Raw genomic sequence first — 24,198 nt, 5'->3', positions numbered from 1 at the left:
GGCAGGCGCGCTCCCACAGGGTGTTCGAGTGATGGGGCAGCAGCCGCGTGTGCCGCATCGCGCTGCGGCGCCGGGGCCACACCCGCGAGCGCACCCCAACGCCACAGGGGCACGCCGGACGTGCTGCCTTCCATAAGAGCGAGTTCACGCACGGCCGGCTGTCCTGGTATTGCCTCGCGCGCGAGCGCGCTCACAGGAGGACGCGAGGCGCGGCCTCTGCATTCCGCGCGATAATCGGCCCATGTCCGTTCTCCAACTCACGCCGGCGCAGGCCCGGCAACGCCAGCAGCAGGGCGTACGCCTGATCGATGTGCGCGATGCGCACGAGCGGGTCACCGGCATGGCCGAGGGCGCGGACGGCATCGACCGCGCAGCGCTCGAAGCCGCGCCGCAGACCCATCTGCCCGATCGCGACACGCCCGTGCTGCTGATCTGCCAGAGCGGCCAGCGCTCCCTGCAGGCGGCCGACACCCTGGCCGCACTCGGATACAGCGACGTCGCCTCGGTCGCCGGAGGCACCCGTGCGTGGCAGGCCGACGGGCTGCCGACCGTGCTCCCCGACGGCGATGTCGATCTCGATTTCCACGAGCGCTATTCGCGGCACCTGAAGCTGCCGGAGATCGGCCTGACCGGCCAGCAGCGGCTCGCCGAAGCGACGGTGCTGGTGGTCGGCGCCGGCGGTCTCGGATCACCGGCCGCGTATTACCTGGCCGCCGCCGGTGTCGGCACCTTGCGTATCGCCGACGACGACGTCGTCGACCGCAGCAACCTGCAGCGGCAGATCCTGCACGCGGAAGACCGCATCGGCCAGCCCAAGGTCGGCTCGGCCGCGACGACGCTGGCCGCGCTCAATCCGCGCACGCGGATCGAGCCGGTGGCCGAACGGGTGACCGCGGCCAACATCGACCGGCTGCTGGCGGGCGTCGATGTCGTGCTCGACGGCGCCGACAATTTCCCGGTGCGCTATCTGCTCAACGATGCCTGCGTGCAGCACGCCACGCCGCTGGTCTACGGTGCCGTGCACCGCTTCGAAGGCCAGGTCAGCGTGTTCGACGCCGGTCGCCACCGCGGTGCGCAGCCCTGCTATCGCTGCCTGTTTCCGGAGCCGCCACCGCCCGAGGCCGCGCCCAACTGTGCCGAGGTCGGCGTGCTCGGCGTGCTGCCGGGTGTCATCGGCCTGCTGCAGGCGACCGAAGTGCTGAAGCTGCTGCTCGGCATCGGCACGCCACTGTCGGGCCGCCTGCTGCAGTTCGACGCGCTCGGCCTGCGCTTCCGCGAGACGCGTCTGGGCGCGGATCCGGAGTGCGCGGTCTGCGCGCCGGGACGCGGGTTTCCGGGCTATATCGATTACGCCGCGTTCTGCGCGGCCGGCTGAGCACGCGCGCGGACCGCACCTTCACGCCTGGATCGGGCACGATGCCGGCAGCGCGCTGCTTCCAGCGCAACTCCGGACCGACGCGATGACGCACACGATGTTCCCGCGCCTGTGGCTGGCGACACTGCTGGTGCTGGGCCTGGCCCTGGGCCTGCCACGCGATGCGGTCGCGGCCGATCCCTGTCCGATCGCGCGCGGGCAGGTCGACAATGCGGATCCGGCGACCCGACTCGCGGCCGCCGCGTGCGAAGAGCACCAGCTCTGGCATCGCCCCTTCATCGATGCCGAAGGCCGTTATGCGGGCTCGACCGTGCGCGAGGCCGAGGCGGCGTTGCTGACCAACGGCGAGCAGGCCTGGCGTCGCGTCGCCGGCTACTGGCGCGGCGCGGATCTGCTCGCGCGCATGCAGGGCCGGCCCGGCGCCAGCGATTGCCTGTACGCCGGCCTGGCGACGATGCCGTCCGCGGCCTGCCGGGCCTTCGTCGTCGATGTGCCGTGGTCGGCGGCCTTCGTGTCCTGGGCCGCACGCCGCGCGAGGTTGCCGGGGTTCAACGGGTCGCCGAGCCATGTCGATTACGTCCGCGACGCCTACCGCAATCCGGCGACCAGTCCCTACCGCGTGGTCGATCCGCAGGCCGCACGTCCGGCGCGTGGCGACATGCTGTGCTACGTGCGCGCGGCGAACCGGGTGTTCGGTTTCGCCGGCCTGGCCACGCTGCTGAGCAGCGACGAGAGCGGTCTGGGTATGCATTGCGACATCGTCGTCGCCGCGGCGGAGCAGGGTGACGGGCGCGCCTATCTGGTCGGCGGCAACGTGCTCGATGGCGTGACCATGCGGCTGATGCCGTTGACTGCCGGCGGCCAGTTCGACCGGCTCGCGGTGCGCACGCTCACCGATCCGCCCTGCAGCCCGGACACGCCGGCGGGCTGCAACGCGAACCGCCAGGACTGGGCCGTGCTGCTGCAGCTGCGGCCCGCGGCTGAACTGGCCACGCTGCTGCCGGCACCGCCGATGGGCGGCGTTCCCGTGCTGCCGGCGCCGACACCGACGACGCCGGGCACCGCGCCCGCGCCGATGTGCTGCGTCGAGTGCACCGTCGGCGACGGCCTGCCGCGCTGCCCGGTCCCGCCGTCGCGCTGAGCCGCACTCAGTCGAGGAACGCGGACAGCGTATCGGCGTAGCCGGGCTGTGCCTGGATGTCGTTGTGTCCGGCGTCCGCGAACGACGCGACGTCCGGCGTGCCGGGCAAGTGCGCGAGGAGGCGGTCCGTGTGCCGAGGCGGCACCACCGCATCGCGTCCGGCGCGCAGCACCAGCACGCGGCCGTCGAATGTCGCCAGGTCCGCCGCGACGTCGTGGTCGTCGCGCAGCAGCCAGCGCACCGGCAGCCACGGGTAATGCCCCTGTGCCACGTGCGCCAGCCGGTCGAACGGCGTGATCAGCGCGAGCCGCCGCACGTCGCGCTGTGCGGCGACATGGCTGGCGATCCCGCCGCCCAGCGAGCGGCCGATGACGTCCACGGCCTGCCCGGGATGGTGACGTCGCACCGCGTCGTGAAACGCGAGCGCATCCGCGCGCATCGCGGCGCCGTCCGGATCGCCGTCGCTCGCGCCGTAGCCGCGATACGCCAGCAGGTAGACGCGCCGCTGCGGCAGCCAGCGGGCGAAGTCGTCCCGGTTCTGCTCGACGCGCTCGCTGTTGCCGCCGAAGTACAGCACCGGCGCGCCGGCCTCCGGACCGATGGCCCAGCCGCGCAGCGTGACGTCGCCGCGGGCGACCTCGAACGTCGTCGTCGCCGGATCCACCCGCGTCGCCGCCGGGAAATACAGCAGGCTGCGCTGCATGAGGAACATCGCGACGCAGACGCCCGCGTAGGCGAGCACCGCCAGCGCGGTCAGCAGGCCGAGCGCACGCATGCGCGTCAGCCGCGCGGATGGGCGCGCTGCACGGCCTCGAAGGCGGCCAGCTGCTCGGGGGTGGCGTCACGCTGGTGCTGCGCCTTCCACCCCGCGAACGGCATGCCGTAGACCGCCGTGCGCGCCGCCTCCTTGTCGAGCGCCACGCCTTGCGCCTGCGCGGCGTCGCGATACCAGTCGCCGAGACAGTTGCGGCAGAAGCCGGCGAGGATCATCAGGTCGATGTTCTGCACGTCCGGGCGCGCCTCGTTGAGGTGCGACAGCAGGCGCCGGAACGCGGCGGCCTCGATCTCGGTGCGGATCTGCGCGGGCAGGGTGGCCGGGTCGAACGGAACGGGGGAAGACATGCGGAACTCCTAGGCGGCATCGCGACAACAGGCGCGCCAGCATCGCGTCGGCCACGTCTGCCTGCAAGGCCGGGCCGGAATCGGGGACAATGGGCCGCCCGCATTCCACGACCTCCGCATGACTGCTGCAGATTCCACTCCGGCCCGCATCCTCGACGGCAAGCGCATCGCCGACACCCTGCTCGACGAGCTGCGGGTACGCGTCGACGCACGGCTGGCCGCCGGGCTCTCGCGACCCGGGCTGGCGGTCGTGCTGGTCGGCGGCGATCCGGCCTCGCAGTCCTACGTGCGCAACAAGCGCCGCGCGGCGGAGAAGGTCGGCATCCAGGCGTTCGATCACGATCTGCCGGTCGGCACGACCGAGGCGGAGCTGATCGCCCTGATCGATGCGCTCAATGCCGATCCCGCGGTGCACGGCATCCTGATCCAGCTGCCGCTGCCGGGCATTCCCGATGCCAGCCGCCTGATCGAGCGCATCGATCCGCGCAAGGATGTCGACGGCTTCCACCCGGCCAACGTCGGCCATCTGGCCCTGCGCCAGTTCGGCCTGCGCCCGTGCACGCCGCGCGGCATCACCACGCTGCTGGCCTACACCGATCGCCCGGTGCGCGGGCAGAGCGCGACCATCGTCGGCGTCAGCAACCACGTGGGCCGGCCGATGGCGCTGGAGCTGATGATCGCCGGCTGCACCGTGACCACCTGCCACCGGTTCACCCCGCAGGACGTGCTGCGCCGGCACATCGGCGAGGCCGACATCCTGGTCGTCGCGGTCGGCAAGCCCGCGCTGATTCCCGGCGACTGGATCAAGCCGGGCGCGGTGGTCATCGACGTCGGCATCAACCGCCTCGGCGATGGCCGCCTGGTCGGGGATGTGGGCTATGCCGACGCCGCGCGCCGTGCGAGCTGGATCACCCCGGTGCCCGGCGGCGTCGGCCCGATGACGGTCGCCACGCTGATGCAGAACACCCTGGAAGCCGCGGACGCGGTCGACCGGCGCAGCTGAGTCCCGCAGCCGGTCCGCTCGACGCGGCCCGGACCCGGGCAACGCAGCGCAGAGACACCGTTCGCGGGACGCTGCGTTCGGATGCGCCGGCGGAGAACGCGACTACCGGCGATCATCCGCGCCGTCCGCGCGTTTCCGCGTGGATCCGACGGCGAACACCCCGCGCCCGGACCGTCCGCGCGCCGCCGCCGCGCGTGCAAACGCGATAGAATGGCGCGCTTCCTCCTCCCCGGCACCCCGCATGCTGCGCATCCAGGCCGAAGCACTCACCTACGACGACGTCTCGCTCGTTCCCGCCCATTCGACGGTCCTGCCCAAGGACGTCGTGCTCGCCACCCGGCTCACCCGCGACCTGCGCCTGAACCTGCCGATCATCTCGGCAGCGATGGACACGGTGACCGAAGCCCGCCTCGCCATCGCGATGGCCCAGCTCGGCGGCATCGGCATCGTGCACAAGAACCTCAGCGTCGAGCGCCAGGCCGCCGAGGTGTCGAAGGTCAAGAACTTCGAGACCGGCGTGATCCGCGAGCCCTTCACCGTCGGCCCGGACGCGACCATCGCCGAAGTGATGAAGCTCACCCGCGCGCGCAACATCTCGGGCGTGCCCGTCGTCGACGGCGGCCAGCTGGTTGGCATCGTCACCGGGCGCGACCTGCGCTTCGAGACCAAGCTGGACGATCCGGTCCGCAACGTGATGACCAAGCAGGACCGCCTGATCACCGTGCGCGAAGGCGCCAGTGACGGCGAAGTGCTGGCGCTGCTGCACAAGCACCGCATCGAGAAGATCCTCGTCGTCAACGATGCGTTCGCGCTGCGCGGACTGATCACGGTCAAGGACATCCAGAAGGCCCACGACAATCCCAACGCCGCCAAGGATGCCGACGAGCAGCTGCTGGTCGGCGCCGCGCTCGGCGTCGGCGGCGACACCGAGCGGCGCGTCGAGGCACTGGTCGCGGCCGGCGTCGACGTCGTCATCGTCGATACCGCGCACGGCCATTCGCAGGGCGTGCTCGATCGCGTCGCTTGGATCAAGAAGCGCTACCCGACGCTGCAGGTCATCGGCGGCAACATCGTCACCGGCGATGCGGCGAAGGCGCTGGAAGATGCCGGCGCGGACGCGGTCAAGGTCGGCGTGGGTCCGGGTTCGATCTGCACCACGCGCGTCGTCGCGGGTGTCGGCGTGCCGCAGATCACCGCGGTCGACATGGTCGCCGAGGCGCTGCAGGACCGTATTCCGCTGATCGCCGACGGCGGCATCCGCTATTCGGGCGACATCGGCAAGGCGCTGGTCGCCGGCGCCTCGTCGGTGATGATCGGCGGCCTGTTCGCCGGCACCGAGGAATCGCCGGGCGAAACCGAACTCTTTCAGGGCCGCAGCTACAAGAGCTATCGCGGCATGGGCAGCCTCGGCGCCATGGAGCAGGGCAGCAAGGACCGGTATTTCCAGGACTCGTCGGACGCCGACAAGCTCGTGCCCGAAGGCATCGAAGGCCGCGTGCCGTACCGCGGCCCGCTGAGCGGCATCATCCACCAGCTGGCCGGTGGCCTGCGCGCAACCATGGGCTATGTCGGCTGCGCGACGATCGAGGACATGCGCACGCGGCCGCAATTCGTCAAGATCACCGGCGCCGGGCAGCGCGAGAGCCATGTCCACGACGTGCAGATCACCAAGCAGCCGCCGAACTACCAGGCGGGGTGAGGCACGACACAGGGCACTGCAACCGGGATTCGCGAAAGCGGATCCCGTTTCGTATCCGGCCTTCGACCTCCTCCTTCCCAGCGCACCGCACGCGCTGTCACCACTTCAAAAGCCAAGCCGATGACCGACCTGCACAGCGACAAGATTCTCATCCTCGATTTCGGCGCGCAGTACACGCAGCTGATCGCCCGCCGCATCCGCGAGCTGGGCGTCTACTGCGAAATCTGGGCCTGGGACCACGATCCGGCCGAGATCGCCGCGTATGCGCCCAAGGGCATCATCCTGTCCGGCGGCCCCGAATCGACGACCGAGCACGGGTCGCCGCGCGCGCCGCAGCAAGTCTTCGATTGCGGCCTGCCGCTGCTCGGCATCTGCTACGGCATGCAGACGATGGCCAAGCAGCTCGGCGGCGAGACCGAGGCCGCCGACGCGCGCGAGTACGGCCACGCCGAGGTCACGCTGGTCGCCGCCGACCGCCTGTTCGAAGGCCTGAAAGATCATGCCGGGCGACCACGTGTCGAAGGCACCACCGGAGTTCACCGTCACCGCGAAGACCGACCGCGTGCCCGTCGCCGCATTCGCCAACGAGGCGAAGCGCTGGTACGGCGTGCAGTTCCATCCCGAGGTCACGCACACCAAATCCGGCCAGGCGATGCTGCAGCGGTTCGTCGTCGACATCTGCGACTGCGCCACGCTGTGGACCGCGGCCAACATCATCGACGACCAGATCGCGCGCGTGCGCGAGACCGTCGGCAGCGACCGGTGGTCGCGGCACTGCTGCACAAGGCGATCGGCGACCAGCTGACCTGCGTGTTCGTCGACACCGGCCTGCTGCGTTTCCAGGAAGGCGACCAGGTCATGACGACCTTCGCCGACGCGTCCAACGACAACGGCCTCGGCATCCGCGTGATCCGCATCGACGCGCGCGAGCGCTATTTCAGCGCGCTCGAAGGCGTGTCGGATCCGGAAGCCAAGCGCAAGATCATCGGCAACCTGTTCGTCGAGATCTTCGACGAAGAGTCCAACAAGCTCACGAATGCCAAGTGGCTGGCGCAGGGCACGATCTATCCAGACGTCATCGAGTCGGCCGGCAGCAAGACGGGCAAGGCCCACGTCATCAAGAGCCACCACAACGTCGGCGGCCTGCCCGAGCACATGAAGCTGGGCCTGGTCGAGCCGCTGCGCGAGCTGTTCAAGGACGAGGTGCGCCGGCTCGGCGTGGAGCTCGGCCTGCCCAAGGCGATGGTCTACCGCCATCCGTTCCCGGGCCCGGGGCTCGGCGTGCGCATCCTCGGCGAGGTGAAGCCCGAGTACGCCGACATCCTCGCCAAGGCCGACCACATCTTCATCGAAGAGCTGCGCGCGGCGGATCTCTACGACAGGACCAGCCAGGCCTTCGCCGTGTTCCTGCCGGTGAAGTCGGTCGGCGTGGTCGGCGACGCCCGCGCCTACGAATGGGTGATCGCGCTGCGCGCGGTGGAGACCATCGACTTCATGACCGCGCACTGGGCGCACCTGCCCTACGACTTCCTCGGCCGCGTCTCGAACCGGATCATCAACGAAGTCCGCGGCGTCTCGCGCGTGGTCTACGACATCAGCGGCAAGCCGCCGGCGACGATCGAGTGGGAGTGAGCGGGTCCTTGTCTGCCTAGCCGCTATCGAAGAAGGCCCGCCCTGATGCGGGCTTTTCTTCGACCGGCTCTCAATGTCCAGAGCTTTGTTTAACGGAGTGCAGACGAATCACCCCACCGGTCATGTCCTTTTTTTTTGGCGAGGGGCAGACTTCGTCCGGCTGTCGAATGCGGACTTCCGTGTCTGATGCAGAGCCGCTCGTCGGAAATGACCAACTTGCGCGACCATCGGTCTGCTTGCGGCCGAGGGCACGCATCAAGAGCTGCGCCGTTTACGCTCTTCTTGTTGGGGCCACGAGGTGACGAAACGAAAACGGCCCGCTGTGCGGGCCGTTCCCGTATTCCCTGTGGCGGCGGCTCACACCAACTGCGTCAACCAACCATGCCGATCCGGCACTCGGCCGTACTGGATGTCGAGCAGGTCTTTGCGGATCGCCATCGTGACCTCGCCCGGCTGTGCATCGGCATCGCCGACGCTGAAGTCGGCTCCCTTGAGGACGCCGATCGGGGAGATGCTGGCGGCGGTGCCGCAGGCGAAGACCTCGGCGATCTCACCGGAACGCACGCCGTCGATCCATTCGGTGATCTCGACGCGGCGCTCGGTCACGGTGTGGCCGCGGTCGCGCAGCAGCTGGATCACGCTGTCGCGGGTGATGCCCTCGAGGATGCTGCCGGTCAGTGCGGGCGTGATCACGCTGCCGTCTTTCTGGACGAGGAACACATTCATGCCGCCGAGCTCTTCGACGTACCGGCCGGTTTCCGCATCGAGGAACAGCACCTGGGCGCAGTCGTTGGCGACCGCTTCGCGCTGCGGAAGCAGGGACGCAGCGTAGTTGCCGCCGCACTTGGCCGAGCCGGTGCCGCCGCGTCCGGCGCGCGCGTAATCGCGTGACAGCCAGATCGAGACCGGCTTGATGCCGCCCTTGAAGTAGGCGCCGGCTGGGCTGGCGATGACGTAATAGGCCACGCGACGGGCCGGGCGCACGCCGAGGAAGTCCTCGTTGGCGATCATGAAGGGCCGGATGTACAGGCTGGATTCGCCGCCGTCCGGCACCCAGGCCTGGTCGGTGCGGACCAGCTGGCGGATCGATTCGACGAACAGATCCACCGGCAGGTCGGGCAGCGCCATGCGGCGCGCGGAATGCTGCAGACGGCGGCCGTTGGCGTCGGGTCGGAAGGTCCAGATCGAACCGTCGGCATGGCGGAACGCCTTCATGCCTTCGAAGATTTCCTGGCCGTAATGCAGCACCGCGGCGGCCGGCGAGAACGTTAGCGGACCGAAGGGCCGCACGTGCGCGTCGTGCCAGCCGGCGTCGACCGTCCAGTCGATCGCGACCATGTGGTCGGTGAAGTGCGCGCCGAAGCCGGGGTCGGCGAGGATCGCCTCGCGGTCGGCCTGCTGGCGGACCTGCTGCGACGGGACGATGCGGAAGGTGTGGATCGGCTCGATGGTCATGCGGCGCGGCTCGGATATGGAGGGCGTGACAGGGCAGGGCGCGTGACATCGTGCGCGGCGCTGCCCGGCGTCGGGTGGGGGAATGGTACCGGGATGTCGTGCCGGCCCGCCTCCGCGACGATGCGATGGTCGATCGCGCTCCTCATCTGGACGTCGGTACGACGACGGCCTGGTGCGCGGAGCACCATTCGGATCCGAACGGTTCGAAGGCGCAGGACGCGCCCGACACCACGCTGCACGACGCGCGCACGGTCGCGTTGGGCATCATGACGGCGTTCCCGACCCGAGCCTGCCCGCCGATAGCACATGAACACAACTGCGAAGCCTCGGGCAGCACGTCCACGCTGCCAAACAGGTCATGCGCGGTCTGCGATGGCACGCGGATCATTCGGCGTGCCCGGACGCCTGCCTGCCGAGCGGCGCATGACGGCACCGAATACAGCAGGACAGCGCGGAATGACCGGCGTGTCGCGTGATGTCTGACCGACCGGTCCGCCACCTCATCGTCGTGCTGGGCGACCAGCTCGACGCGTCGGCGTCCGCTTTCGATGGCGCCGAACCCGCGCACGACGTCATCTGGATGGCGGAAGTCGCCGAGGAGTCGACGCATGTGTGGTCGGCCAAGGCGCGCACCGCCCTGTTCCTGAGCGCGATGCGGCATTTCGCGCAGGACCGGCGTGCCGAGGGCTGGAACGTGCAGTACCGGGCGCTGGACGACGCGGACAATTCTGGCAACCTCGGCGCCGAACTGGCATCCGCGATCGCACGCCTGCGCCCGCGGACCGTCCGGCTGACCGCGCCCGGTGACTGGCGCGTCCTGCAGCTGATCCGCGCGGCGACAGCGGCCGCGGACGTGCCGCTGGTCATCGCGCCGGACCGGCATTTCTACTGCGACGTGCGCGCGTTCGCGGACTGGGCGCGCGAGCAGCGGGAACTGCGGCTGGAGTCGTTCTACCGGCATCTGCGCCGTCGACATGGCGTGCTGATGGACGGCGACGCGCCCGCAGGCGGACGCTGGAACTTCGATCCGGAGAACCGCGCACCGTTCGACCGCCAGGGACCCGGCGTCGTGCCGCCACCGCCGCGCGTCGAACCGGACGCGATCACGCGTGACGTGCTCGACCTGGTCCGCACGCGGTTCGCGGATCATCCCGGCGAACTCGAGCCATTCGCCTGGCCGGTGACACGCGCCGAGGCCCTGCACGTGCTCGACCACTTCATCGACGAGCGCCTGCCGGCGTTCGGCCGCTGGCAGGACGCGCTGTGGCCCGATGCGCCGTGGCTGTGGCATTCGCAGATCGCGTCGGCGTTGAATCTGAAGCTGCTAAATCCGCGCGAGGTGGTCGGGGCCGTCGAAGCGGCCTGGCGGGCGGGCAGGGCGCCGCTGGCGGCCGCGGAGGGTTACATCCGCCAGATCCTCGGCTGGCGCGAGTATGTGCGCGGGGTCTACTGGACGCAGATGCCACGCTACGCGGACACCAACGTGCTGCAGGCGAACGGCGATCTGCCCGGCTTCTACTGGACCGGCGACGCGCCGATGCCGTGTCTGGCCGATGCGCTGCGGCAGACCCTGTCGCTGGGCTACGCGCACCACATCCAGCGCCTGATGGTCATCGGCCTTTACGCGCAGCTGCTGGGCGTGGAACCGGCGCAGGTGCATCGCTGGTTTCTCGCCGTCTACGTCGATGCGGTGGAGTGGGTGGAAATGCCCAACGTGCTGGGCATGAGCCAGTTCGCCGATGGCGGATTGATGTCGAGCAAGCCCTACATCGCCAGCGGTCGCTACATCGAACGCATGAGTGCGGGCGCCTTCTGCCGGCAATGCCGGTTCGATCCCGGGCAGCGCACCGGGCCACGGGCGTGCCCGTACACGCGGCTCTACTGGGACTTCATGCTGCGGCACGAGGCCTTGCTGGCGGACAATCCACGGATGCGCCCGCAGCTCCGCAGCCTCGAACGGCTGGACGACGCGGAGCGCACGATCATCCGCGACGAAGCCGCGCAGTGGCGCCGGGATTCGGTCTGAGCGTCGCCCGCGTGCGCCGCGTCTGCGCACCGCGGCACGCCTGCGGTACAGTCGCCGCCGAGCTGCGGTGCGGTACCGCCAGCCCCAGCGCGCAGGTCGCGACATGATCAGGATCCTCGGCATTTCCGGCAGCCTGCGTGCGGGCTCGTATAACACCGGCCTGCTGCGCGCGGCGCAGGCATTCTCGAACGACGCGATGGCGATCGATGCCGCGACGCTGCACGGTATTCCGCTCTACGACGGCGATGTCGAAGCCCGCGACGGTATTCCGGACGCCGTCGAGTCCCTGAAAGAGCGGATCCTCGGCAGCGACGGCCTGCTGCTGGTCACGCCCGAATACAACAACGGCATCCCGGGCGTGTTCAAGAACGCGATCGACTGGCTGTCGCGTCCCGGCAGTGGAATTCCCGCGCTGTTCGGCGACCGGCCCGTCGCTGTCATCGGCGCATCCCCCGGCGGCTTCGGCACGATCCTGGCGCAGAACGCATGGCTGCCGGTACTGCGCACGCTGGGCGCCGCGCACTGGGCCGGTGGCCGCCTGCTGGTATCGCGCGCCGGCCAGGTCTTCGATGCAGAGGGATCGCTGCGGGACGACAAGGTCCGCGCGCAGCTCGACGCGTTCGTCGAAGGTTTCGCCGCGCACCTCCGCGCTGCACGCTGAGCCTTCGTGTCCTTGCCGCCGATCCCACCGCAGGTCGACGAGGTCGACGCCACCTGGATGGCGCGGGCCCTGGCACTCGCCGAGCGCGCGATGCACGACGACGACGAGATCCCGGTCGGCGCGCTGGTCGTCGACGCGGCCGGCCAGGCGATCGGCGAGGGCTGGAACCGCAACATCGCCGAGCACGATCCCAGCGCGCATGCGGAAATCATCGCGATGCGCCATGCCGGGCGTGCGCTGGCCAATCACCGGCTGGTGGGCTGCACCGTCTATGTGACGCTCGAGCCCTGCGCGATGTGTGCGATGGCGATGATCCATGCCCGCGTCGCCCGCGTCGTGTTCGGCGCCTTTGATCCGAAAACCGGCGCGGCCGGCAGCGTGTTCGATGTGCTCGGCGACGCGCGCCACAACCATCGGGTCGAGGTCACCGGCGGCGTCATGGCCGAGGTGGCGGGACCGATGCTGACGAACTATTTCCGCCGCAAGCGCGGCCTGCCGCCGCGCTGAGCGCTCAGGCCGCCGGCGGCGCCGGCAGTCGCCGGTTGGCGCGGCGATGCGCGTCGTCCATCTCGTCGTTGACCGCGCGCACCGCCATCGACGCTTCGCGTGCCAGCAGCAGGCTCGCGGCGAACATCGCCAGCACGCCGAGGGCGGCCAGGATGGTCGGCAATGCGGCGTAGCGGTGGTCGAGGAACGAGTCGCCGGCGACGCTGAGGCTGGTGCCGACGAAGCAGCTGATCGCCACGTACAGCAACTGGCTGCCGCGCAGGATGATGCGGCTCCGCGTGCGCTGCAGGGCGATGCGCTCTTCGAGGATCTGGCGGTCGTCGGGATTGTTGTGGTCGTCGTCGGCGAGTTCGCGCAACAGCGCGCGCGTGCGGTCGATGACGCGCGCCAGGCGTGCATTGGCGGTGCCGAGCAGCGACGCGGTCGCCGTCAGGAAGAATGCCGGCGCGAGCATCGCCGCGAGAATCGCGTAGTGGGACAGGGCAGCGTTCGTGGGCATGGGCGGGCGCGGTAGAGAAACAGGCTGCGATATGATGCGCCGTCACTTCATCGAACGCGACCCATGACGCCGAGCGCAGACCCCGCCACCGACGGACGACTGATCTGGATCGACCTCGAGATGACCGGTCTCGACACCGACAACGACCAGATCCTGGAGATCGCGACCGTCGTCACCGACGCGCAGTTGCAGGTCCTGGCGGAAGGCCCGTCGCTGGCGATCACCCACACGCTCGCGACGCTCGAGGCGATGGACGACTGGAACCGGACCCAGCACCGGCGCTCCGGCTTGTGGCAGCGTTCGATCGAGTCCGGTGTCAGCCTAGCCGACGCCGAAGCGCAGACGCTCGACTTCCTCGGCCGCTGGCTCGCGCCCGGCAAGTCGCCGATGTGCGGCAACTCGATCTGCCAGGACCGGCGCTTCCTGCACCGGCAGATGCCGACGCTGGAACGGTTCTTTCATTACCGGAATCTGGACGTCAGCACGATCAAGGAGCTGGCGCGGCGCTGGGCCCCGGATGTGCTCGCGGGGCTGCGCAAGTCGGCCGCGCACACCGCGCTCAGCGATGTGCACGACTCGATCGACGAGCTGCGGCACTACCGGCCGCACCTCGGACGCTTCGCGGTGCCGGGCGTCGACGCCTAGCCGCGCGCGGGACCCGTCGCCGGGAGGCTGCGCTCGCCATCCGGCGCGGGCAGGGCGGGGTCGCGACCGTCGTGGTGATAGAGATGCACGTCACGCTGCGGGTATGGAATGCCGATGTCCGCGGCGTCGAAGCCCTTCTTGATGCGTTCGGTCAGCGCGCACTTTGTCGCGAAGAAGTCGGCGTTGGCGACGTGGCAGCGGATGCCGAGGTTGACGCTGTTGTCGCCCAGCGAATAGACCAGCACATCCGGCGCCGGCTCCGGGAGCAGGCGCGGTTCGTTGTGCATGATCCGCATCGCGACCTCGCGCGCCGTATCGATGTCGTCTTCGTAGCCGATACCGATGATCAGCTCGATGCGACGGCGCGTGTCGGGCGTCAGGTTGATGATCGAATCGGTGGTGATCAGGCTGTTGGGCAGCACGATGACCTGGTTGTCGGCGCCGCGCACGCGAGTCTGGAAGATGCTGACGTCCTCGACGGTGCCGGTGACGCCGTTGATCGTCACGAGATTGCCGACGCGAAAGGGCTTGAGCGTCACCAGCATCACGCCGGACGCGATGTTGGACAGCGAATCCTTCAACGCGAGGCCGATCGCCAGGCCGGCCGCGCCGAGCACCGCGATCATCGACGTCATCGGTACGCCGATGACCTGCAGCGACGCGAGCACCAGCACCACCATCAGCAGCACGTAGGCGACCTTGCGCAGGAACTGGGTCGCGGTCGGCTCGACATGGGCGCGGGTCAGACCGGTCTCGGCGAGCCCCGCCACCCATTTGGCGATCCGCATGCCGATCGCGAACACCAGCAACGCGCCGATCACGCGTATGCCGACGGCCAGTGCCATTTCGGTCCAGCCGGCCGTGCGCAGGCCACTCCACATGTTCTCCATCGTTCGTCTCCGTCGCGGCGACCGCCGCGGTTGCGGGTGCCGCACCAGCGGCGGCACGGCCCAAAAAAAAGCCGCCCCGGGTGAGCGGGGCGGCATCCAGCGTACGAACTACCGCGTGAGGCGTCGGTTAAGCCTTGCGCGCCTTGGCGAGCTTGAGCCAGGTATCGACCACGGTATCGGGATTCAGCGACACCGAATCGATGCCTTCTTCCATCAGCCACTGCGCCAGGTCGGGATGATCGGACGGGCCCTGGCCGCAGATGCCGACGTACTTGCCCTTGGCGCGCGCCGACTTGATCGCCATCGACAGCAGCTTCTTGACCGCCGGGTCGCGTTCGTCGAACAGGTGCGCGACGACGGCCGAATCGCGGTCCAGGCCCAGCGTCAGCTGGGTGAGGTCGTTGGAACCGATCGAGAAGCCGTCGAAGATGTCGAGGAATTCATCGGCCATCAGCGCGTTCGACGGCACTTCGCACATCATGATGATCTTGAGGCCCGCTTCCCCCTGCTTGAGGCCGTTCTGCTCCAGCACCTCGATGACCTTGCGGCCTTCGTCCAGCGTGCGGACGAACGGGATCATGACCCACAGATTGTCGAGGCCCATGTCGTTGCGGACCTTGAGCACGGCCTTGCACTCGAGTGCGAACGCTGCGGAGAACGACGGATCGACGTAGCGGCTGGCGCCGCGGAAGCCGATCATCGGGTTTTCTTCTTCCGGCTCGTAGCGCGTGCCGCCGATGAGATTCGCGTACTCGTTCGACTTGAAGTCCGACAGGCGCACGATGACCGGGTGGGGCGCAACCGACGCAGTCAGCGTCGCGATGCCTTCGGCCAGGCGATCGACGTAGAAGCTGACCGGATCGGCGTAGCCGCGCGCCTTCTCGTCGATCTTCTTCTTGATGTCGCCTTCCTGCTTGTCGTACTCCAGCAGCGCGTTCGGATGCACGCCGATGTGCGCGGCGATGATCATCTCCAGGCGCGCCAGGCCGATGCCGGCGTTCGGCAGCTGGCCGAAATCGAAGGCGCGCTCGGGGTTGGCGACGTTCATCATGATCTTGAGCGGCGCTTCGGGCATCGACGTCAGGTCGGTGGTGATGCGCTCGAACTCGAGAATGCCGTCGTAGATGTAGCCGGTATCGCCCTCGGCGCAGCTGATCGTGACTTCGCTGCCATCCTCGATCAGGTCCAGCGCGTTGCCGGTGCCGACGACGGCCGGCACACCGAGCTCGCGCGCGATGATCGCGGCGTGGCAGGTACGGCCGCCGCGGTTGGTGACGATCGCGGACGCACGCTTCATCACCGGCTCCCAGTCGGGATCGGTCATGTCGGCGACCAGCACGTCGCCCGGCTGCACGCGGCTCATGTCGTCGAGCGACCGCACGACGCGCGCGACGCCGGCCCCGATCTTCTGGCCGATCGCACGGCCTTCGGCCACCACGTCGCCGCGGGCGCCGAGATGGAAGCGCTCGATCTGCGTCGCCTTCGCGCGCGACTTCACCGTCTCCGGCCGCGCCTGCACGATGAACAGCTTGCCGCTGACGCCGTCCTTCGCCCACTCGATGTCCATCGGGCGCTCGTAGTGCTTCTCGATCGTCAGCGCCTGGCGCGCGAGCTCATGCACGTCCTCGTCGCTGATGGAGAAGGTGTGGCGCAGCTCGGCCGGCGTGTCCTCGGTGCGCACCCGCTCGCCGGGCGTGTCGGAATACACCATGCGCAACTGCTTGCTGCCGATCGAACGCCGCAGGATCGCCGGCTTGCCCTTGGCGAGCGTGGGCTTGTAGACGTAGAACTCGTCGGGATTGACCGCGCCCTGGACGACCATCTCGCCGAGGCCGAAGCTCGAGGTGATGAAGACGACGTCGCGGAAGCCGGATTCGGTGTCGAGCGTGAACAGCACGCCCGACGAGCCGACGTCGGAGCGCACCATCAGCTGCACGCCGGCCGACAGGAACACGTCTTCGTGCTTGAAGCCGTGATGCACGCGGTAGGCGATCGCGCGGTCGTTGTAGAGGCTGGCGAAGACTTCCTTGACCTTGACGACGACATCGTCGGCGCCGGTCACGTTGAGGAAGGTTTCCTGCTGGCCCGCGAACGACGCATCGGGCAGATCCTCGGCCGTGGCCGACGAACGCACCGCGACCGCGATCTCGCCACCACCGTTGTCGGCCGCCAGCGTCTCGTAGGCGCTGCGGATGTCGGCATCGAGATCCGGCTGCAGCGGCGCACCGATGACCCAGTCGCGGATCTCCTTGCCGGCGGCGGTCAGCGCCGCGACGTCCTCGACGTCCAGCGGCGCGAGCCGGTCGAAGATGCGCTGGTGCAGATCGTTGTGCGCGATGAATGCCTTGAACGCATCGGCCGTGGTGGCGAAACCGCCCGGCACCGAAACGCCGAGGTTGGCGAGGTTGCCGATCATTTCGCCGAGCGATGAATTCTTGCCGCCGACCTGGGCCAGGTCGGTGAGGCGCAGGTCGTGCAACCACAGGATGTTGGCACTCAAGGGACAGACTCCGAAACGCGTGATCAAGGAGGTCACCGGGCGGGCGGTCCCGGTACGGAACGGGTATTTTAGCCTTCCCGGGCGTCGAGACGCTCGTCCGCACCGCGGAGCGCGCATGTCCAGTCCCCGTCCCGTGTTCTATGTTTCCGATGGCACCGGTATCACTGCCGAAACCATCGGCCACAGCCTGCTGACCCAGTTCAGTGGCACCCAGTTCAGCACCAACCGCATTCCGTTCGTCGACAACGAGACGCGCGCGCGTGAGGTCGCCGGCCTGATCCGCGCGCGCGGCGAGGCGATGGGCACGCGTCCGATCGTCATCAGTTCCTGCGTCGATACCGGCCTGGCCCTGGTGCTCGGCGAGAGCGGGGCGCTGGTGCTCGATGTCTTCGCCCCGTTCATCGAGCCGCTCGAGCGCGAGCTGCTCGAGAACCGCGAATCGCGGGTCGGACGCGCGCACGGCATGGTGGATTTCGAGGCTTACCACCGCCGCATCAATGCGATGAACTTCGCGCTGACGCACGACGACGGCATGTCGATCAACTACGACGAGGCCGACGTGATCCTCGTCGCCGTCTCCCGCGCAGGCAAGACGCCGACCTGCGTCTACCTGGCGCTGCATCACGGCGTGCGCGCGGCGAACTACCCGCTGACCGACGAGGATCTCGAGCACGACCGCCTGCCGCCGCGCCTGCGCGCGCATCGCAGCAAGCTGTTCGGGCTGACCATCGATCCGGTCAGGCTTGCGCAGATCCGCCAGGAGCGCCGGCCGAACTCGCGCTACGCGAAACTCGAAACCTGCAAGCACGAAGTCAGCGCGGCGGAGGCACTGTTCCGCGCCGAACGCGTGCCGTCGCTGAGCACCACGCACACCTCGATCGAGGAGATTTCCAGCAAGGTGCTGGCCACGCTCGGCATCGAACGCGTGATGTATTGACCTTTGCGGCGAGTCACAAGGCGGGGGCAGGGCACGGCGATGCGCCCTCGCAACTGGAACCGGAACGGGCCTACGGCGACGCTGCTCGATTCATTGGCCAGCGTGTAGCATCGGGTGATGTCGAATGTCCTGACCCGACGGCCACGCGTCCCCGCTCTGGGGCGTTTCGGCTGGCTGATGGCGCTGTACGCGGAGAACCACACGCGTCTCACGCGCCTGTTCCATCCCGGCGACCTCGCGCCCGGCCTCTATCTGTCGGACGCGCCGGGCACGCTTCCGGTGCGGCTGGACATCATCGCCCAGCATCCGTACACGACCGAGTTGCGCCTGAGCTACACGATGATCGATCCGAGCACCGGCGAACTCGATCCGTCGGCGTATCTGCGGGTCTACCGGGATGCGCGCCAGGTCGAGGCCACGCACTGTTACGTGGGCCGGCGCTGGCAGGACGTCATCGGCATGTTCCCGCCACCGTCGGAAGTCGTCGATCACCGGATGCGGATGAACACCTTCCTCGGCAAGTGGCTGCAGTACCTGGTCGAACAGGGACACGGCGTCGCGACCTTGCGACCCGCGAGCGATGAGGAAGTCGGATCGATGCCGGCGGTGACGCAGCGCTAGTCCTCCCCCATCAGGAACGGGACCGCCGCAGGCGCAGCCGTCACCGAACCGCACAACGAAAAAAGCCCGCGTGAGCGGGCTTTCCTCGAAGAAGTGGCGTCCCCACGGGGATTCGAACCCCGGTGTCCACCGTGAAAGGGTGGTGTCCTAGGCCTCTAGACGATGGGGACGCAGTTTCTTGAACCATCACCGGATCGGCCTGTGACCCGGAAATGTGGTGGAGCCAGGCGGGATCGAACCGCCGACCTCCTGCATGCCATGCAGGCGCTCTCCCAGCTGAGCTATGGCCCCGTTGTTGGGAGCGCGAAATTGTATGAAGTGAAACGCAGACCGTCAACAACTCTTTCATGATTTTTTCGATGGACGGGTTCGAAGTGCATCTCGCTGCATCCGCGAACGCGACGACGCGGCGCGACAGGGCCTACGGCTGCGGCTGGGGGTGCCGCACGCATTACGGCGTTCCGAGGATTTCGAACGTAGAGATCTCGTCGAAGTTCCAGAGCGTCCTGCAGGCGAGGGCGAGGGCGCAACGCTGCAGACGGGCTTCGCGGTCGTGCAACCTGGCGTCAGGCCTGCGTGCTCCAGCTCTGACGCCGATTCGAACGTCGAACTGCATCCAGTGCTGTTCGCGGGTCGGGGCGTCGAGATCACTGGATCGATCGTCGGGATCACGGCATCAATCTTCCGGGTCGATACCATCCGCGTTCGCTGAAAAAACAGAGTGGCGAGCACGTCGCCCGGCACGTCGGCGCACGCACTGCATCGGGCAGCGGGCGAAGTTCGAGCTTGCCCGCGTGCGTGGCGCCATCGGAACGGACGACGACGCGAGAGATCCCGTCCGTCGCCGCACCTCGGCTTCACTGGACGGCGCTCGTGCTGCGTCATGCCCGCGTACGCCGAACGTATGCGCAAGGCCATCGAAACGCGCTTTGGCGACCACTAGGCTGGTCGCTCATTCGTTATCAGGTGACTGCAATGCTCAAGTTTCTCGGAACAACCGCCGGAATCATCTTTCTCATCGGTCTGGTCGTGGTGATCGGTCTTCTGATGCTGATCTTCTGATCGATCAGACGGTGGATCCCGCATCCTCGGAGAACAGAGCTGCCCATCGGCAGTCGTTCTCCCTAGATGCGGGAATCGCGAGGCGTCCGTGCCACGTCGACATCCGGGACGTGTGATTCGGAAAGTCGGTGGTGACAGGCGTTATCAGGATCCAGGGGAGATGGCACAAGGCGGAACGAGGCGAAGCAAACCTAGTAGCTCATAAGATAAGACTTCGCATAATGTACATTATGTTAATCGTCACGCGGTGGCTGCGACGGCTTCGGCAGCGTCGGCCGGCCGTACTGTGGAGGCAGGCCCATGCGTGATCGACAACTGACCGGCCCTTGGGCCGGTTTTTCGTTCCGCGGCGACAAGCTGGTGTCGCCCGAGGGACACGAGTTTGGACCCGATGACCTTGGATACCTGGCACTGACGGTGGGCATCGCGCAAGAATGGCGAGCCATGATGCAGGAGGACCGCGAGCAGCGGCCGTTCCGGTTCGATGCCAAGATCGTGCACTTCCGGGACGGCGTGCGACGCCGGTACGCGCAGAAGCGGGTTTGCGGGGTGGATGGCTCGGGGCCGGGGCCGGGGCTGCGCGAGAACGTGCAGAAGGCGCTCAGGGGCGGCGTGTAGCGTCAGGAGCGTATCCGCAGGGCGATGCCCTGCACCCCTGATTGTTCTATTTCCGACCAGACGTCGGAATTCGAGGAACACAGGCGGAGTTCGAGTTCCAGAAATGGAACACCGCTCGAGCGGAATTCAGCGACCGACGCCCTGCCCGATGTAGCGGCCTGTCTCGATCCCGTAGTCGCCATAGGAGGCCGTGGCACCGTAGGAGGGGCCGACGCCCACGACGGTCGCGGGTTGGGCGCCGGCGGGCTGCGTGGGGGCCTGCTGTGGCTGCTGGGGCTGCTGCTGTTGCTGCTGGCGGTAGGGGTTATAGGGGGCGCCGTGCAGCGCGACCGTGCGGCACTCAGCGTCGCTGATGTCCCAACGTGTGCCCTGCTCCGTCATGCAGCTGCAGGACGGTTCCTTGTAGTCGCCCAGCGCATTGAGGCCGCCGGACGAGGACAGGCAATAGAGCTGCGGGTCGGCCGTCACGGCGCGCTGATCGAAAATCGGCGCCGTCCACGGCATGGTGCCGAATCGCGGGAGGTGATCGATGGCGTAGTCGGTGGCCGTTTCCCAGCGCGGTTCGACCTTGGAATCGGCGGGACCACTGCCAGCGGTGGCGCTAGGCGGCTGAGTCGCCGCTAGCGCGCCACCGCTGGCAGTGGCACCCGCCTCCTTCTTGGACGCAATGTCTCTGTAAACGAACAACGCGACGGCGCCGAAGATGAGCAGCGCGATAGCGGCAAGAATGATGGCCCGCTTGTACTTCGCTTTGAACACCCGCTTGACGGTGTGCACCTCCGCGCTTTTGTAGAGTTCGAAAACCTCCTTCGGGTATGCCCAGGTGTGATGATCTTCCGTCGCGAGCGCCCTATCGCTGCGCACATTGTCGATGACACGCGACCGCGTGTAGACCGTCACGGACTGCTTACCATCCTCGCGCACGATGTGCTCATGCATGCCGACCAGCGCACGGATATTGCCGTGGATCAGCGCGGGATGCTGAGTCAGCAGGATGAGCCGGATGCCCATGTGCCGGATCGTCTCCATCTGCGCGATATAGCTCGGCAACGACTTGCCGGCGCCCATGCCGGCGCGGAAAAAACGCTGACACTCGTCGACGATGAGCACGGCGCCGGCGGGCAGGTCCTCCCACTTCGTGGGGTCCGGAAATTCGATCACGCCTTCAACGGCCATGCCGTTGACGTTGCACTGAAACACGGTCTCGCCCGCGTCGACAGCTTGCTTTGCGTACCACACGGCGCGCAGCGTCTTGCCGCTGCCGGGAACGCCTGTAATGAGGGTGATCGATGAGGTTTTCGCAATGGCACTCATGGTCAAGCCCTCGCGATAAAGACGCGTTTGAAGCCGATGAGCGTCATGCCAGTAACCATGATCGACGCGACCTTGGTGACGCCAAGAAGCGAGAGCCAGCACTGCATGCCGGCGGGGATGGTCATCCACATCGTGGTGACGTGCTCGATCAAGGGTTCCATGGCGAACTCGTTGGTCGCGAGAACGACACCAAGCCGAGCCATAAAGCCGGCGACGATCAAGACACCCTTGACCATCATGAAACGCGCGATCCAAGGACCTACGGCGGCGAAAAATGCAGCGAGCAGTGCGGGCATGAGGTCAGTCTCCGAGCCTGATAGCGAGTGCGAGATAAGCGGACGCGACGAGCAACCAGCCAATCCAATGTGCGAGCTGCCAGAAGGATGCTGGCGGGTCCATGAGCTGCATGCCCATGAGATTCAACCCGGCAGGAACGAGCGGGCATTGCGTGACGGAGCCACCGAACAGCGTTTCGCTAATGGAACCTTGATCGGGATCGGACTGCGCCCATGCGTCGGACTCTTGGACGCCTTCTAGGCCGTCACCCTGAGCCGCTACGGCGTTCGCTGCATCGGTGTCGGACTGGCGTGCGGATTGCAGCCAATCGACAGTGTCGTCACCGCCGGGAGCGCCTCCGCCTTCACCTAGGCTCTGTGCGATCGCTTCAAGGTGACAGGTGGCGCGAAACTGCTGGATGAGCTGCGACTGCTCCATCGCGTTGCAATTCTCGCCGACGCATCGCGGTTCGTTACCGCAGCTGCCACCGGTCATGTTGACGCGGCGACGCGTGTTGCAGTCGATTCGCCACTGGATGCGCGCTTGACCGCAAAGGATAGGGTTACCGTTGCAAGACGGTGGCGCGCTGCAGGAGTCGCCGCCGGCGAAGGTGTCAGCGTCGGGGTCAGTGCCCTCGCCTTCGCTATCGGGGACGCCATCGCCGTCGCTGTCGCGCTTGCATGTGCCGTCTTTGCCTCGGGCCTCGCCTGCAGCGCACTGACCTTCTCCGGGCAGGCATCCGCCGTTGGGTGATTTGATTTGTCCAGGCGGGCACGTATCGCCTTCGGGGCTGCAGCTGCCGTTATCGGTGACGACCATTCCGGCAGGACAACCACCGCCTTTGCACTCACCGGTTACGGGGTCTTTGATCTGGCCTGCAGCGCATTCCTGCGGTGGATCCATGCAGCCCCAAGGCCCGGACACGCGGCCGGTGAGCGCACAGGTTGCGCTATCAGGGAGGCCGTCGCCGTCGCATTGCGCGTTGCTGACGTGCACGCCGGTGTAGGTGCCATCTTGGTTGTTGACGAACTGGACGTAGCAGCTATTCGAGCACTGGCCGAAGTTGGACGGACTGCCCATACCTGCAGGCGCAAAGGGAGGCTTCGTTGTCGTGATATCCGGCTTCGAGGTGCACTGCTGCGTGCATTGGCCGGTGGTGGGATTCCACGGCGCATTGGCAGGGCAATCCGCGGTCCAGCGGAACGCTTGCGCTGTCGATCCGACGAAGCCGGAACTCGTCTGATTACAGGGCGGCGTGTTCGAAAAATTGTCAGCGCGAAGGCGATAGCTAGTACCTTCGTCTGAGCAGGTGAGATTGCGGCGAATGACACCGGAGAAGGTCTTACCTTCGTTGGCAGCGGCATCGGCTTGGCATGCTGCGTAGGCCTCCGGTCGCGTGGGATATGTACCAGACCGGGTGATGCCAGGACCAACACCTGCAGGGCACGCCTGCGCGTGAGCAGGCGACACCCAGCCGATGGCCGCATAGACGACGAGACCGACCAGAATCCAGATCACGCGACGCACAGCGGTGCGTGCGATGAAGCTTGACCACTTCATCAGTCCCACCCCGTGGATGCAATAACGCCGGCGCACATCCACCAGATGAGCGTGATTAGCGGTAGGAGGTGTTCGGCGAAGGACATGACATTCCCCAAAGAAAACGGGGACCGGATGGTCCCCGCTTGTTACCGGTGAATTACTGCTTGGGCTTCATCAGGCTGGCGCCGCGGATCGACCACAGCACGGCACAGAACGCGATGATGAGACCGACCGCAGCCGCGCCGTAGAGCACGAAATTGGCTTCGATGTCGGTCGTATCCGGCGCCTGCGCGAAGGCCGGGACCGAGGACATGGCGACGAGTGCGCCGGCGCCGATGCGGTTGCGGAGGCTCGCGGTCTTGTCACGGACACGGAGGGAGACGGACTGTGCATTGCGGACGTTCATGGTGATTCCTTGAGTCAGAGGTTGCGAGGAGGTTTAAGGGTTCTTGCGACGAAAGCGATGAGGATCAACGTTCCGAAGAACGCACTACCAACGATGTTCGCTTCGGCCATCGTGGGCAGCATGTCCGCTAGTCCGCCCTGCTCGATCCACGCCGTTTGAAGGCACTGGCCGTCGGGTTGTGGTGACGGGTCGATGCAGGTCAGGACGCGGGGCATTTCAGCGGTTCCTACAGTTACGAATGACGCTCACTGCGGTGACCGAGCAGCA

General features: G+C 67.5%; 24 protein-coding genes, 2 tRNA genes and 1 pseudogene. 14 read left to right on the top strand and 13 right to left on the bottom strand.

Features of this window, described 5'->3' with window-relative positions:
- Window positions 1-241: 241 nt before the first annotated feature.
- A complete protein-coding gene (moeB, locus tag CJ022_RS16265; protein WP_101927680.1) occupies window positions 242-1,375 on the top strand; it encodes a molybdopterin-synthase adenylyltransferase MoeB in 1,134 nt (377 codons plus the stop codon).
- Between the two features lie 85 nt (window positions 1,376-1,460).
- The gene (locus tag CJ022_RS16260; RefSeq protein WP_101927679.1) at window positions 1,461-2,516 is read left to right on the top strand and encodes a DUF2272 domain-containing protein; all 1,056 of its coding nucleotides are present in this window, start codon (window positions 1,461-1,463) and stop codon (window positions 2,514-2,516) included.
- Window positions 2,517-2,523: 7 nt separating this feature from the next.
- Here the strand turns inward: CJ022_RS16260 and CJ022_RS16255 are convergent, their stop codons facing one another.
- Complete coding sequence (locus tag CJ022_RS16255) at window positions 2,524-3,291, bottom strand: alpha/beta hydrolase (protein WP_101927678.1); 768 nt, start codon at window positions 3,289-3,291, stop codon at window positions 2,524-2,526.
- A gap of 5 nt (window positions 3,292-3,296) precedes the next feature.
- Window positions 3,297-3,638, bottom strand: coding sequence for a DUF1244 domain-containing protein (locus CJ022_RS16250; protein WP_101927677.1), 342 nt, complete (start codon window positions 3,636-3,638; stop codon window positions 3,297-3,299).
- A gap of 118 nt (window positions 3,639-3,756) precedes the next feature.
- Between CJ022_RS16250 and folD the strand changes: the two genes are divergently transcribed.
- From folD to guaA, 3 genes and pseudogenes are all read left to right on the top strand, one after another.
- The gene (gene folD / locus CJ022_RS16245; protein WP_101927676.1) at window positions 3,757-4,641 is read left to right on the top strand and encodes a bifunctional methylenetetrahydrofolate dehydrogenase/methenyltetrahydrofolate cyclohydrolase FolD; all 885 of its coding nucleotides are present in this window, start codon (window positions 3,757-3,759) and stop codon (window positions 4,639-4,641) included.
- Between the two features lie 241 nt (window positions 4,642-4,882).
- Complete coding sequence (guaB, locus tag CJ022_RS16240) at window positions 4,883-6,340, top strand: IMP dehydrogenase (protein ID WP_101927675.1); 1,458 nt, start codon at window positions 4,883-4,885, stop codon at window positions 6,338-6,340.
- A gap of 120 nt (window positions 6,341-6,460) precedes the next feature.
- A pseudogene (gene guaA, locus CJ022_RS16235) lies at window positions 6,461-7,972 on the top strand (glutamine-hydrolyzing GMP synthase).
- A gap of 357 nt (window positions 7,973-8,329) precedes the next feature.
- Here guaA and CJ022_RS16230 read toward each other — a convergent pair.
- Window positions 8,330-9,427, bottom strand: coding sequence for a branched-chain amino acid aminotransferase (locus CJ022_RS16230; protein WP_101927674.1), 1,098 nt, complete (start codon window positions 9,425-9,427; stop codon window positions 8,330-8,332).
- A 98-nt stretch (window positions 9,428-9,525) separates the two neighbouring features.
- Here CJ022_RS16230 and CJ022_RS16990 point away from each other — a divergent pair, with 98 nt between their 5' ends.
- The 4 genes from CJ022_RS16990 to tadA all read left to right on the top strand — a co-directional run bounded on the left by CJ022_RS16990 (window position 9,526) and on the right by tadA (window position 12,621).
- Window positions 9,526-9,903 carry a hypothetical protein gene (locus tag CJ022_RS16990; RefSeq protein ID WP_143704029.1) on the top strand — a complete coding sequence of 126 codons (378 nt, stop codon included), beginning with the start codon at window positions 9,526-9,528 and terminating at the stop codon, window positions 9,901-9,903.
- The gene (locus CJ022_RS16220; RefSeq protein WP_101927672.1) at window positions 9,903-11,453 is read left to right on the top strand and encodes a cryptochrome/photolyase family protein; all 1,551 of its coding nucleotides are present in this window, start codon (window positions 9,903-9,905) and stop codon (window positions 11,451-11,453) included. The genes CJ022_RS16990 and CJ022_RS16220 overlap by 1 nt, the downstream gene beginning before the upstream one ends.
- Before the next feature lie 103 nt (window positions 11,454-11,556).
- Window positions 11,557-12,114 carry an NADPH-dependent FMN reductase gene (locus CJ022_RS16215; protein ID WP_101927671.1) on the top strand — a complete coding sequence of 186 codons (558 nt, stop codon included), beginning with the start codon at window positions 11,557-11,559 and terminating at the stop codon, window positions 12,112-12,114.
- Between the two features lie 6 nt (window positions 12,115-12,120).
- Window positions 12,121-12,621 (top strand): tRNA adenosine(34) deaminase TadA, encoded by a 501-nt coding sequence (gene tadA, locus CJ022_RS16210; protein ID WP_255407598.1) that lies wholly within the window; start codon window positions 12,121-12,123, stop codon window positions 12,619-12,621.
- A gap of 4 nt (window positions 12,622-12,625) precedes the next feature.
- On the opposite strand, the gene CJ022_RS16205 is transcribed toward tadA, so the two are convergent.
- A complete protein-coding gene (locus tag CJ022_RS16205) occupies window positions 12,626-13,120 on the bottom strand; it encodes a DUF2721 domain-containing protein (protein WP_101927670.1) in 495 nt (164 codons plus the stop codon).
- A 63-nt stretch (window positions 13,121-13,183) separates the two neighbouring features.
- Between CJ022_RS16205 and orn the strand changes: the two genes are divergently transcribed.
- On the top strand, window positions 13,184-13,765 hold the full coding sequence (orn, locus tag CJ022_RS16200) for an oligoribonuclease (RefSeq protein WP_101927669.1): 582 nt from the start codon (window positions 13,184-13,186) through the stop codon (window positions 13,763-13,765).
- Here orn and CJ022_RS16195 read toward each other — a convergent pair.
- Window positions 13,762-14,655, bottom strand: coding sequence for a mechanosensitive ion channel family protein (locus tag CJ022_RS16195; protein ID WP_158238447.1), 894 nt, complete (start codon window positions 14,653-14,655; stop codon window positions 13,762-13,764). The genes orn and CJ022_RS16195 overlap by 4 nt on opposite strands.
- Window positions 14,656-14,782: 127 nt before the next feature.
- On the bottom strand, window positions 14,783-17,155 hold the full coding sequence (gene ppsA, locus CJ022_RS16190; protein WP_101927667.1) for a phosphoenolpyruvate synthase: 2,373 nt from the start codon (window positions 17,153-17,155) through the stop codon (window positions 14,783-14,785).
- A gap of 115 nt (window positions 17,156-17,270) precedes the next feature.
- Between ppsA and ppsR the strand changes: the two genes are divergently transcribed.
- Complete coding sequence (gene ppsR, locus CJ022_RS16185; RefSeq protein WP_101927666.1) at window positions 17,271-18,092, top strand: posphoenolpyruvate synthetase regulatory kinase/phosphorylase PpsR; 822 nt, start codon at window positions 17,271-17,273, stop codon at window positions 18,090-18,092.
- Window positions 18,093-18,209: 117 nt separating this feature from the next.
- Window positions 18,210-18,713, top strand: coding sequence for a DUF1249 domain-containing protein (locus CJ022_RS16180; protein WP_101927665.1), 504 nt, complete (start codon window positions 18,210-18,212; stop codon window positions 18,711-18,713).
- A 94-nt stretch (window positions 18,714-18,807) separates the two neighbouring features.
- Here CJ022_RS16180 and CJ022_RS16175 read toward each other — a convergent pair.
- Together CJ022_RS16175 and CJ022_RS16170 are read right to left on the bottom strand one after the other, a co-directional pair.
- Window positions 18,808-18,883: transfer RNA gene (locus CJ022_RS16175), tRNA-Glu, on the bottom strand.
- 45 nt (window positions 18,884-18,928) lie between these two features.
- Window positions 18,929-19,004 (bottom strand) — tRNA-Ala (locus tag CJ022_RS16170).
- A 582-nt stretch (window positions 19,005-19,586) separates the two neighbouring features.
- Between CJ022_RS16170 and CJ022_RS16985 the strand changes: the two genes are divergently transcribed.
- Both CJ022_RS16985 and CJ022_RS16165 read left to right on the top strand, forming a co-directional pair.
- On the top strand, window positions 19,587-19,775 hold the full coding sequence (locus tag CJ022_RS16985) for a small membrane protein YohP (RefSeq protein ID WP_143704028.1): 189 nt from the start codon (window positions 19,587-19,589) through the stop codon (window positions 19,773-19,775).
- 300 nt (window positions 19,776-20,075) lie between these two features.
- Window positions 20,076-20,393 carry a DUF3653 domain-containing protein gene (locus CJ022_RS16165; protein WP_101927664.1) on the top strand — a complete coding sequence of 106 codons (318 nt, stop codon included), beginning with the start codon at window positions 20,076-20,078 and terminating at the stop codon, window positions 20,391-20,393.
- A gap of 126 nt (window positions 20,394-20,519) precedes the next feature.
- Here CJ022_RS16165 and CJ022_RS16160 read toward each other — a convergent pair whose 3' ends face one another.
- From CJ022_RS16160 to CJ022_RS16140, 5 genes are all read right to left on the bottom strand, one after another.
- The gene (locus CJ022_RS16160) at window positions 20,520-21,707 is read right to left on the bottom strand and encodes a zonular occludens toxin domain-containing protein (protein WP_101927663.1); all 1,188 of its coding nucleotides are present in this window, start codon (window positions 21,705-21,707) and stop codon (window positions 20,520-20,522) included.
- A 2-nt stretch (window positions 21,708-21,709) separates the two neighbouring features.
- The gene (locus CJ022_RS16155; protein WP_101927662.1) at window positions 21,710-22,003 is read right to left on the bottom strand and encodes a hypothetical protein; all 294 of its coding nucleotides are present in this window, start codon (window positions 22,001-22,003) and stop codon (window positions 21,710-21,712) included.
- Window positions 22,004-22,007: 4 nt separating this feature from the next.
- Window positions 22,008-23,543, bottom strand: coding sequence for a hypothetical protein (locus CJ022_RS16980; RefSeq protein WP_143704027.1), 1,536 nt, complete (start codon window positions 23,541-23,543; stop codon window positions 22,008-22,010).
- Window positions 23,544-23,682: 139 nt separating this feature from the next.
- The gene (locus tag CJ022_RS16145; RefSeq protein ID WP_101927660.1) at window positions 23,683-23,931 is read right to left on the bottom strand and encodes a hypothetical protein; all 249 of its coding nucleotides are present in this window, start codon (window positions 23,929-23,931) and stop codon (window positions 23,683-23,685) included.
- Between the two features lie 14 nt (window positions 23,932-23,945).
- Window positions 23,946-24,146 carry a hypothetical protein gene (locus CJ022_RS16140; protein ID WP_101927659.1) on the bottom strand — a complete coding sequence of 67 codons (201 nt, stop codon included), beginning with the start codon at window positions 24,144-24,146 and terminating at the stop codon, window positions 23,946-23,948.
- Window positions 24,147-24,198 lie beyond the last annotated feature (52 nt).

The organism is Luteimonas rhizosphaerae, from assembly GCF_002849595.1.
GTDB lineage: Bacteria > Pseudomonadota > Gammaproteobacteria > Xanthomonadales > Xanthomonadaceae > Luteimonas > Luteimonas cellulosilyticus.
Note: the sequence above shows the minus strand (reverse complement) of the source record. Positions and strands in the feature narration are given on the sequence as shown.

Excerpts from the sequence above, each read along its gene's own strand:
- CJ022_RS16155 (WP_101927662.1), bottom strand. The coding sequence starts at position 22,003 with ATGCCCGCACTGCTCGCTGCATTTTTCGCCGCCGTAGGTCCTTGGATC.
- moeB (WP_101927680.1), top strand. The coding sequence starts at position 242 with ATGTCCGTTCTCCAACTCACGCCGGCGCAGGCCCGGCAACGCCAGCAG.
- CJ022_RS16215 (WP_101927671.1), top strand. The coding sequence starts at position 11,557 with ATGATCAGGATCCTCGGCATTTCCGGCAGCCTGCGTGCGGGCTCGTAT.
- ppsR (WP_101927666.1), top strand. The coding sequence starts at position 17,271 with ATGTCCAGTCCCCGTCCCGTGTTCTATGTTTCCGATGGCACCGGTATC.
- CJ022_RS16205 (WP_101927670.1), bottom strand. The coding sequence starts at position 13,120 with ATGCCCACGAACGCTGCCCTGTCCCACTACGCGATTCTCGCGGCGATG.
- CJ022_RS16160 (WP_101927663.1), bottom strand. The coding sequence starts at position 21,707 with ATGAGTGCCATTGCGAAAACCTCATCGATCACCCTCATTACAGGCGTT.
- CJ022_RS16260 (WP_101927679.1), top strand. The coding sequence starts at position 1,461 with ATGACGCACACGATGTTCCCGCGCCTGTGGCTGGCGACACTGCTGGTG.
- CJ022_RS16180 (WP_101927665.1), top strand. The coding sequence starts at position 18,210 with ATGTCGAATGTCCTGACCCGACGGCCACGCGTCCCCGCTCTGGGGCGT.
- guaB (WP_101927675.1), top strand. The coding sequence starts at position 4,883 with ATGCTGCGCATCCAGGCCGAAGCACTCACCTACGACGACGTCTCGCTC.
- CJ022_RS16140 (WP_101927659.1), bottom strand. The coding sequence starts at position 24,146 with ATGCCCCGCGTCCTGACCTGCATCGACCCGTCACCACAACCCGACGGC.
- CJ022_RS16255 (WP_101927678.1), bottom strand. The coding sequence starts at position 3,291 with ATGCGTGCGCTCGGCCTGCTGACCGCGCTGGCGGTGCTCGCCTACGCG.
- CJ022_RS16195 (WP_158238447.1), bottom strand. The coding sequence starts at position 14,655 with ATGGAGAACATGTGGAGTGGCCTGCGCACGGCCGGCTGGACCGAAATG.
- folD (WP_101927676.1), top strand. The coding sequence starts at position 3,757 with ATGACTGCTGCAGATTCCACTCCGGCCCGCATCCTCGACGGCAAGCGC.
- CJ022_RS16165 (WP_101927664.1), top strand. The coding sequence starts at position 20,076 with ATGCGTGATCGACAACTGACCGGCCCTTGGGCCGGTTTTTCGTTCCGC.
- CJ022_RS16220 (WP_101927672.1), top strand. The coding sequence starts at position 9,903 with ATGTCTGACCGACCGGTCCGCCACCTCATCGTCGTGCTGGGCGACCAG.
- CJ022_RS16980 (WP_143704027.1), bottom strand. The coding sequence starts at position 23,543 with ATGAAGTGGTCAAGCTTCATCGCACGCACCGCTGTGCGTCGCGTGATC.
- orn (WP_101927669.1), top strand. The coding sequence starts at position 13,184 with ATGACGCCGAGCGCAGACCCCGCCACCGACGGACGACTGATCTGGATC.
- CJ022_RS16250 (WP_101927677.1), bottom strand. The coding sequence starts at position 3,638 with ATGTCTTCCCCCGTTCCGTTCGACCCGGCCACCCTGCCCGCGCAGATC.
- CJ022_RS16230 (WP_101927674.1), bottom strand. The coding sequence starts at position 9,427 with ATGACCATCGAGCCGATCCACACCTTCCGCATCGTCCCGTCGCAGCAG.
- CJ022_RS16145 (WP_101927660.1), bottom strand. The coding sequence starts at position 23,931 with ATGAACGTCCGCAATGCACAGTCCGTCTCCCTCCGTGTCCGTGACAAG.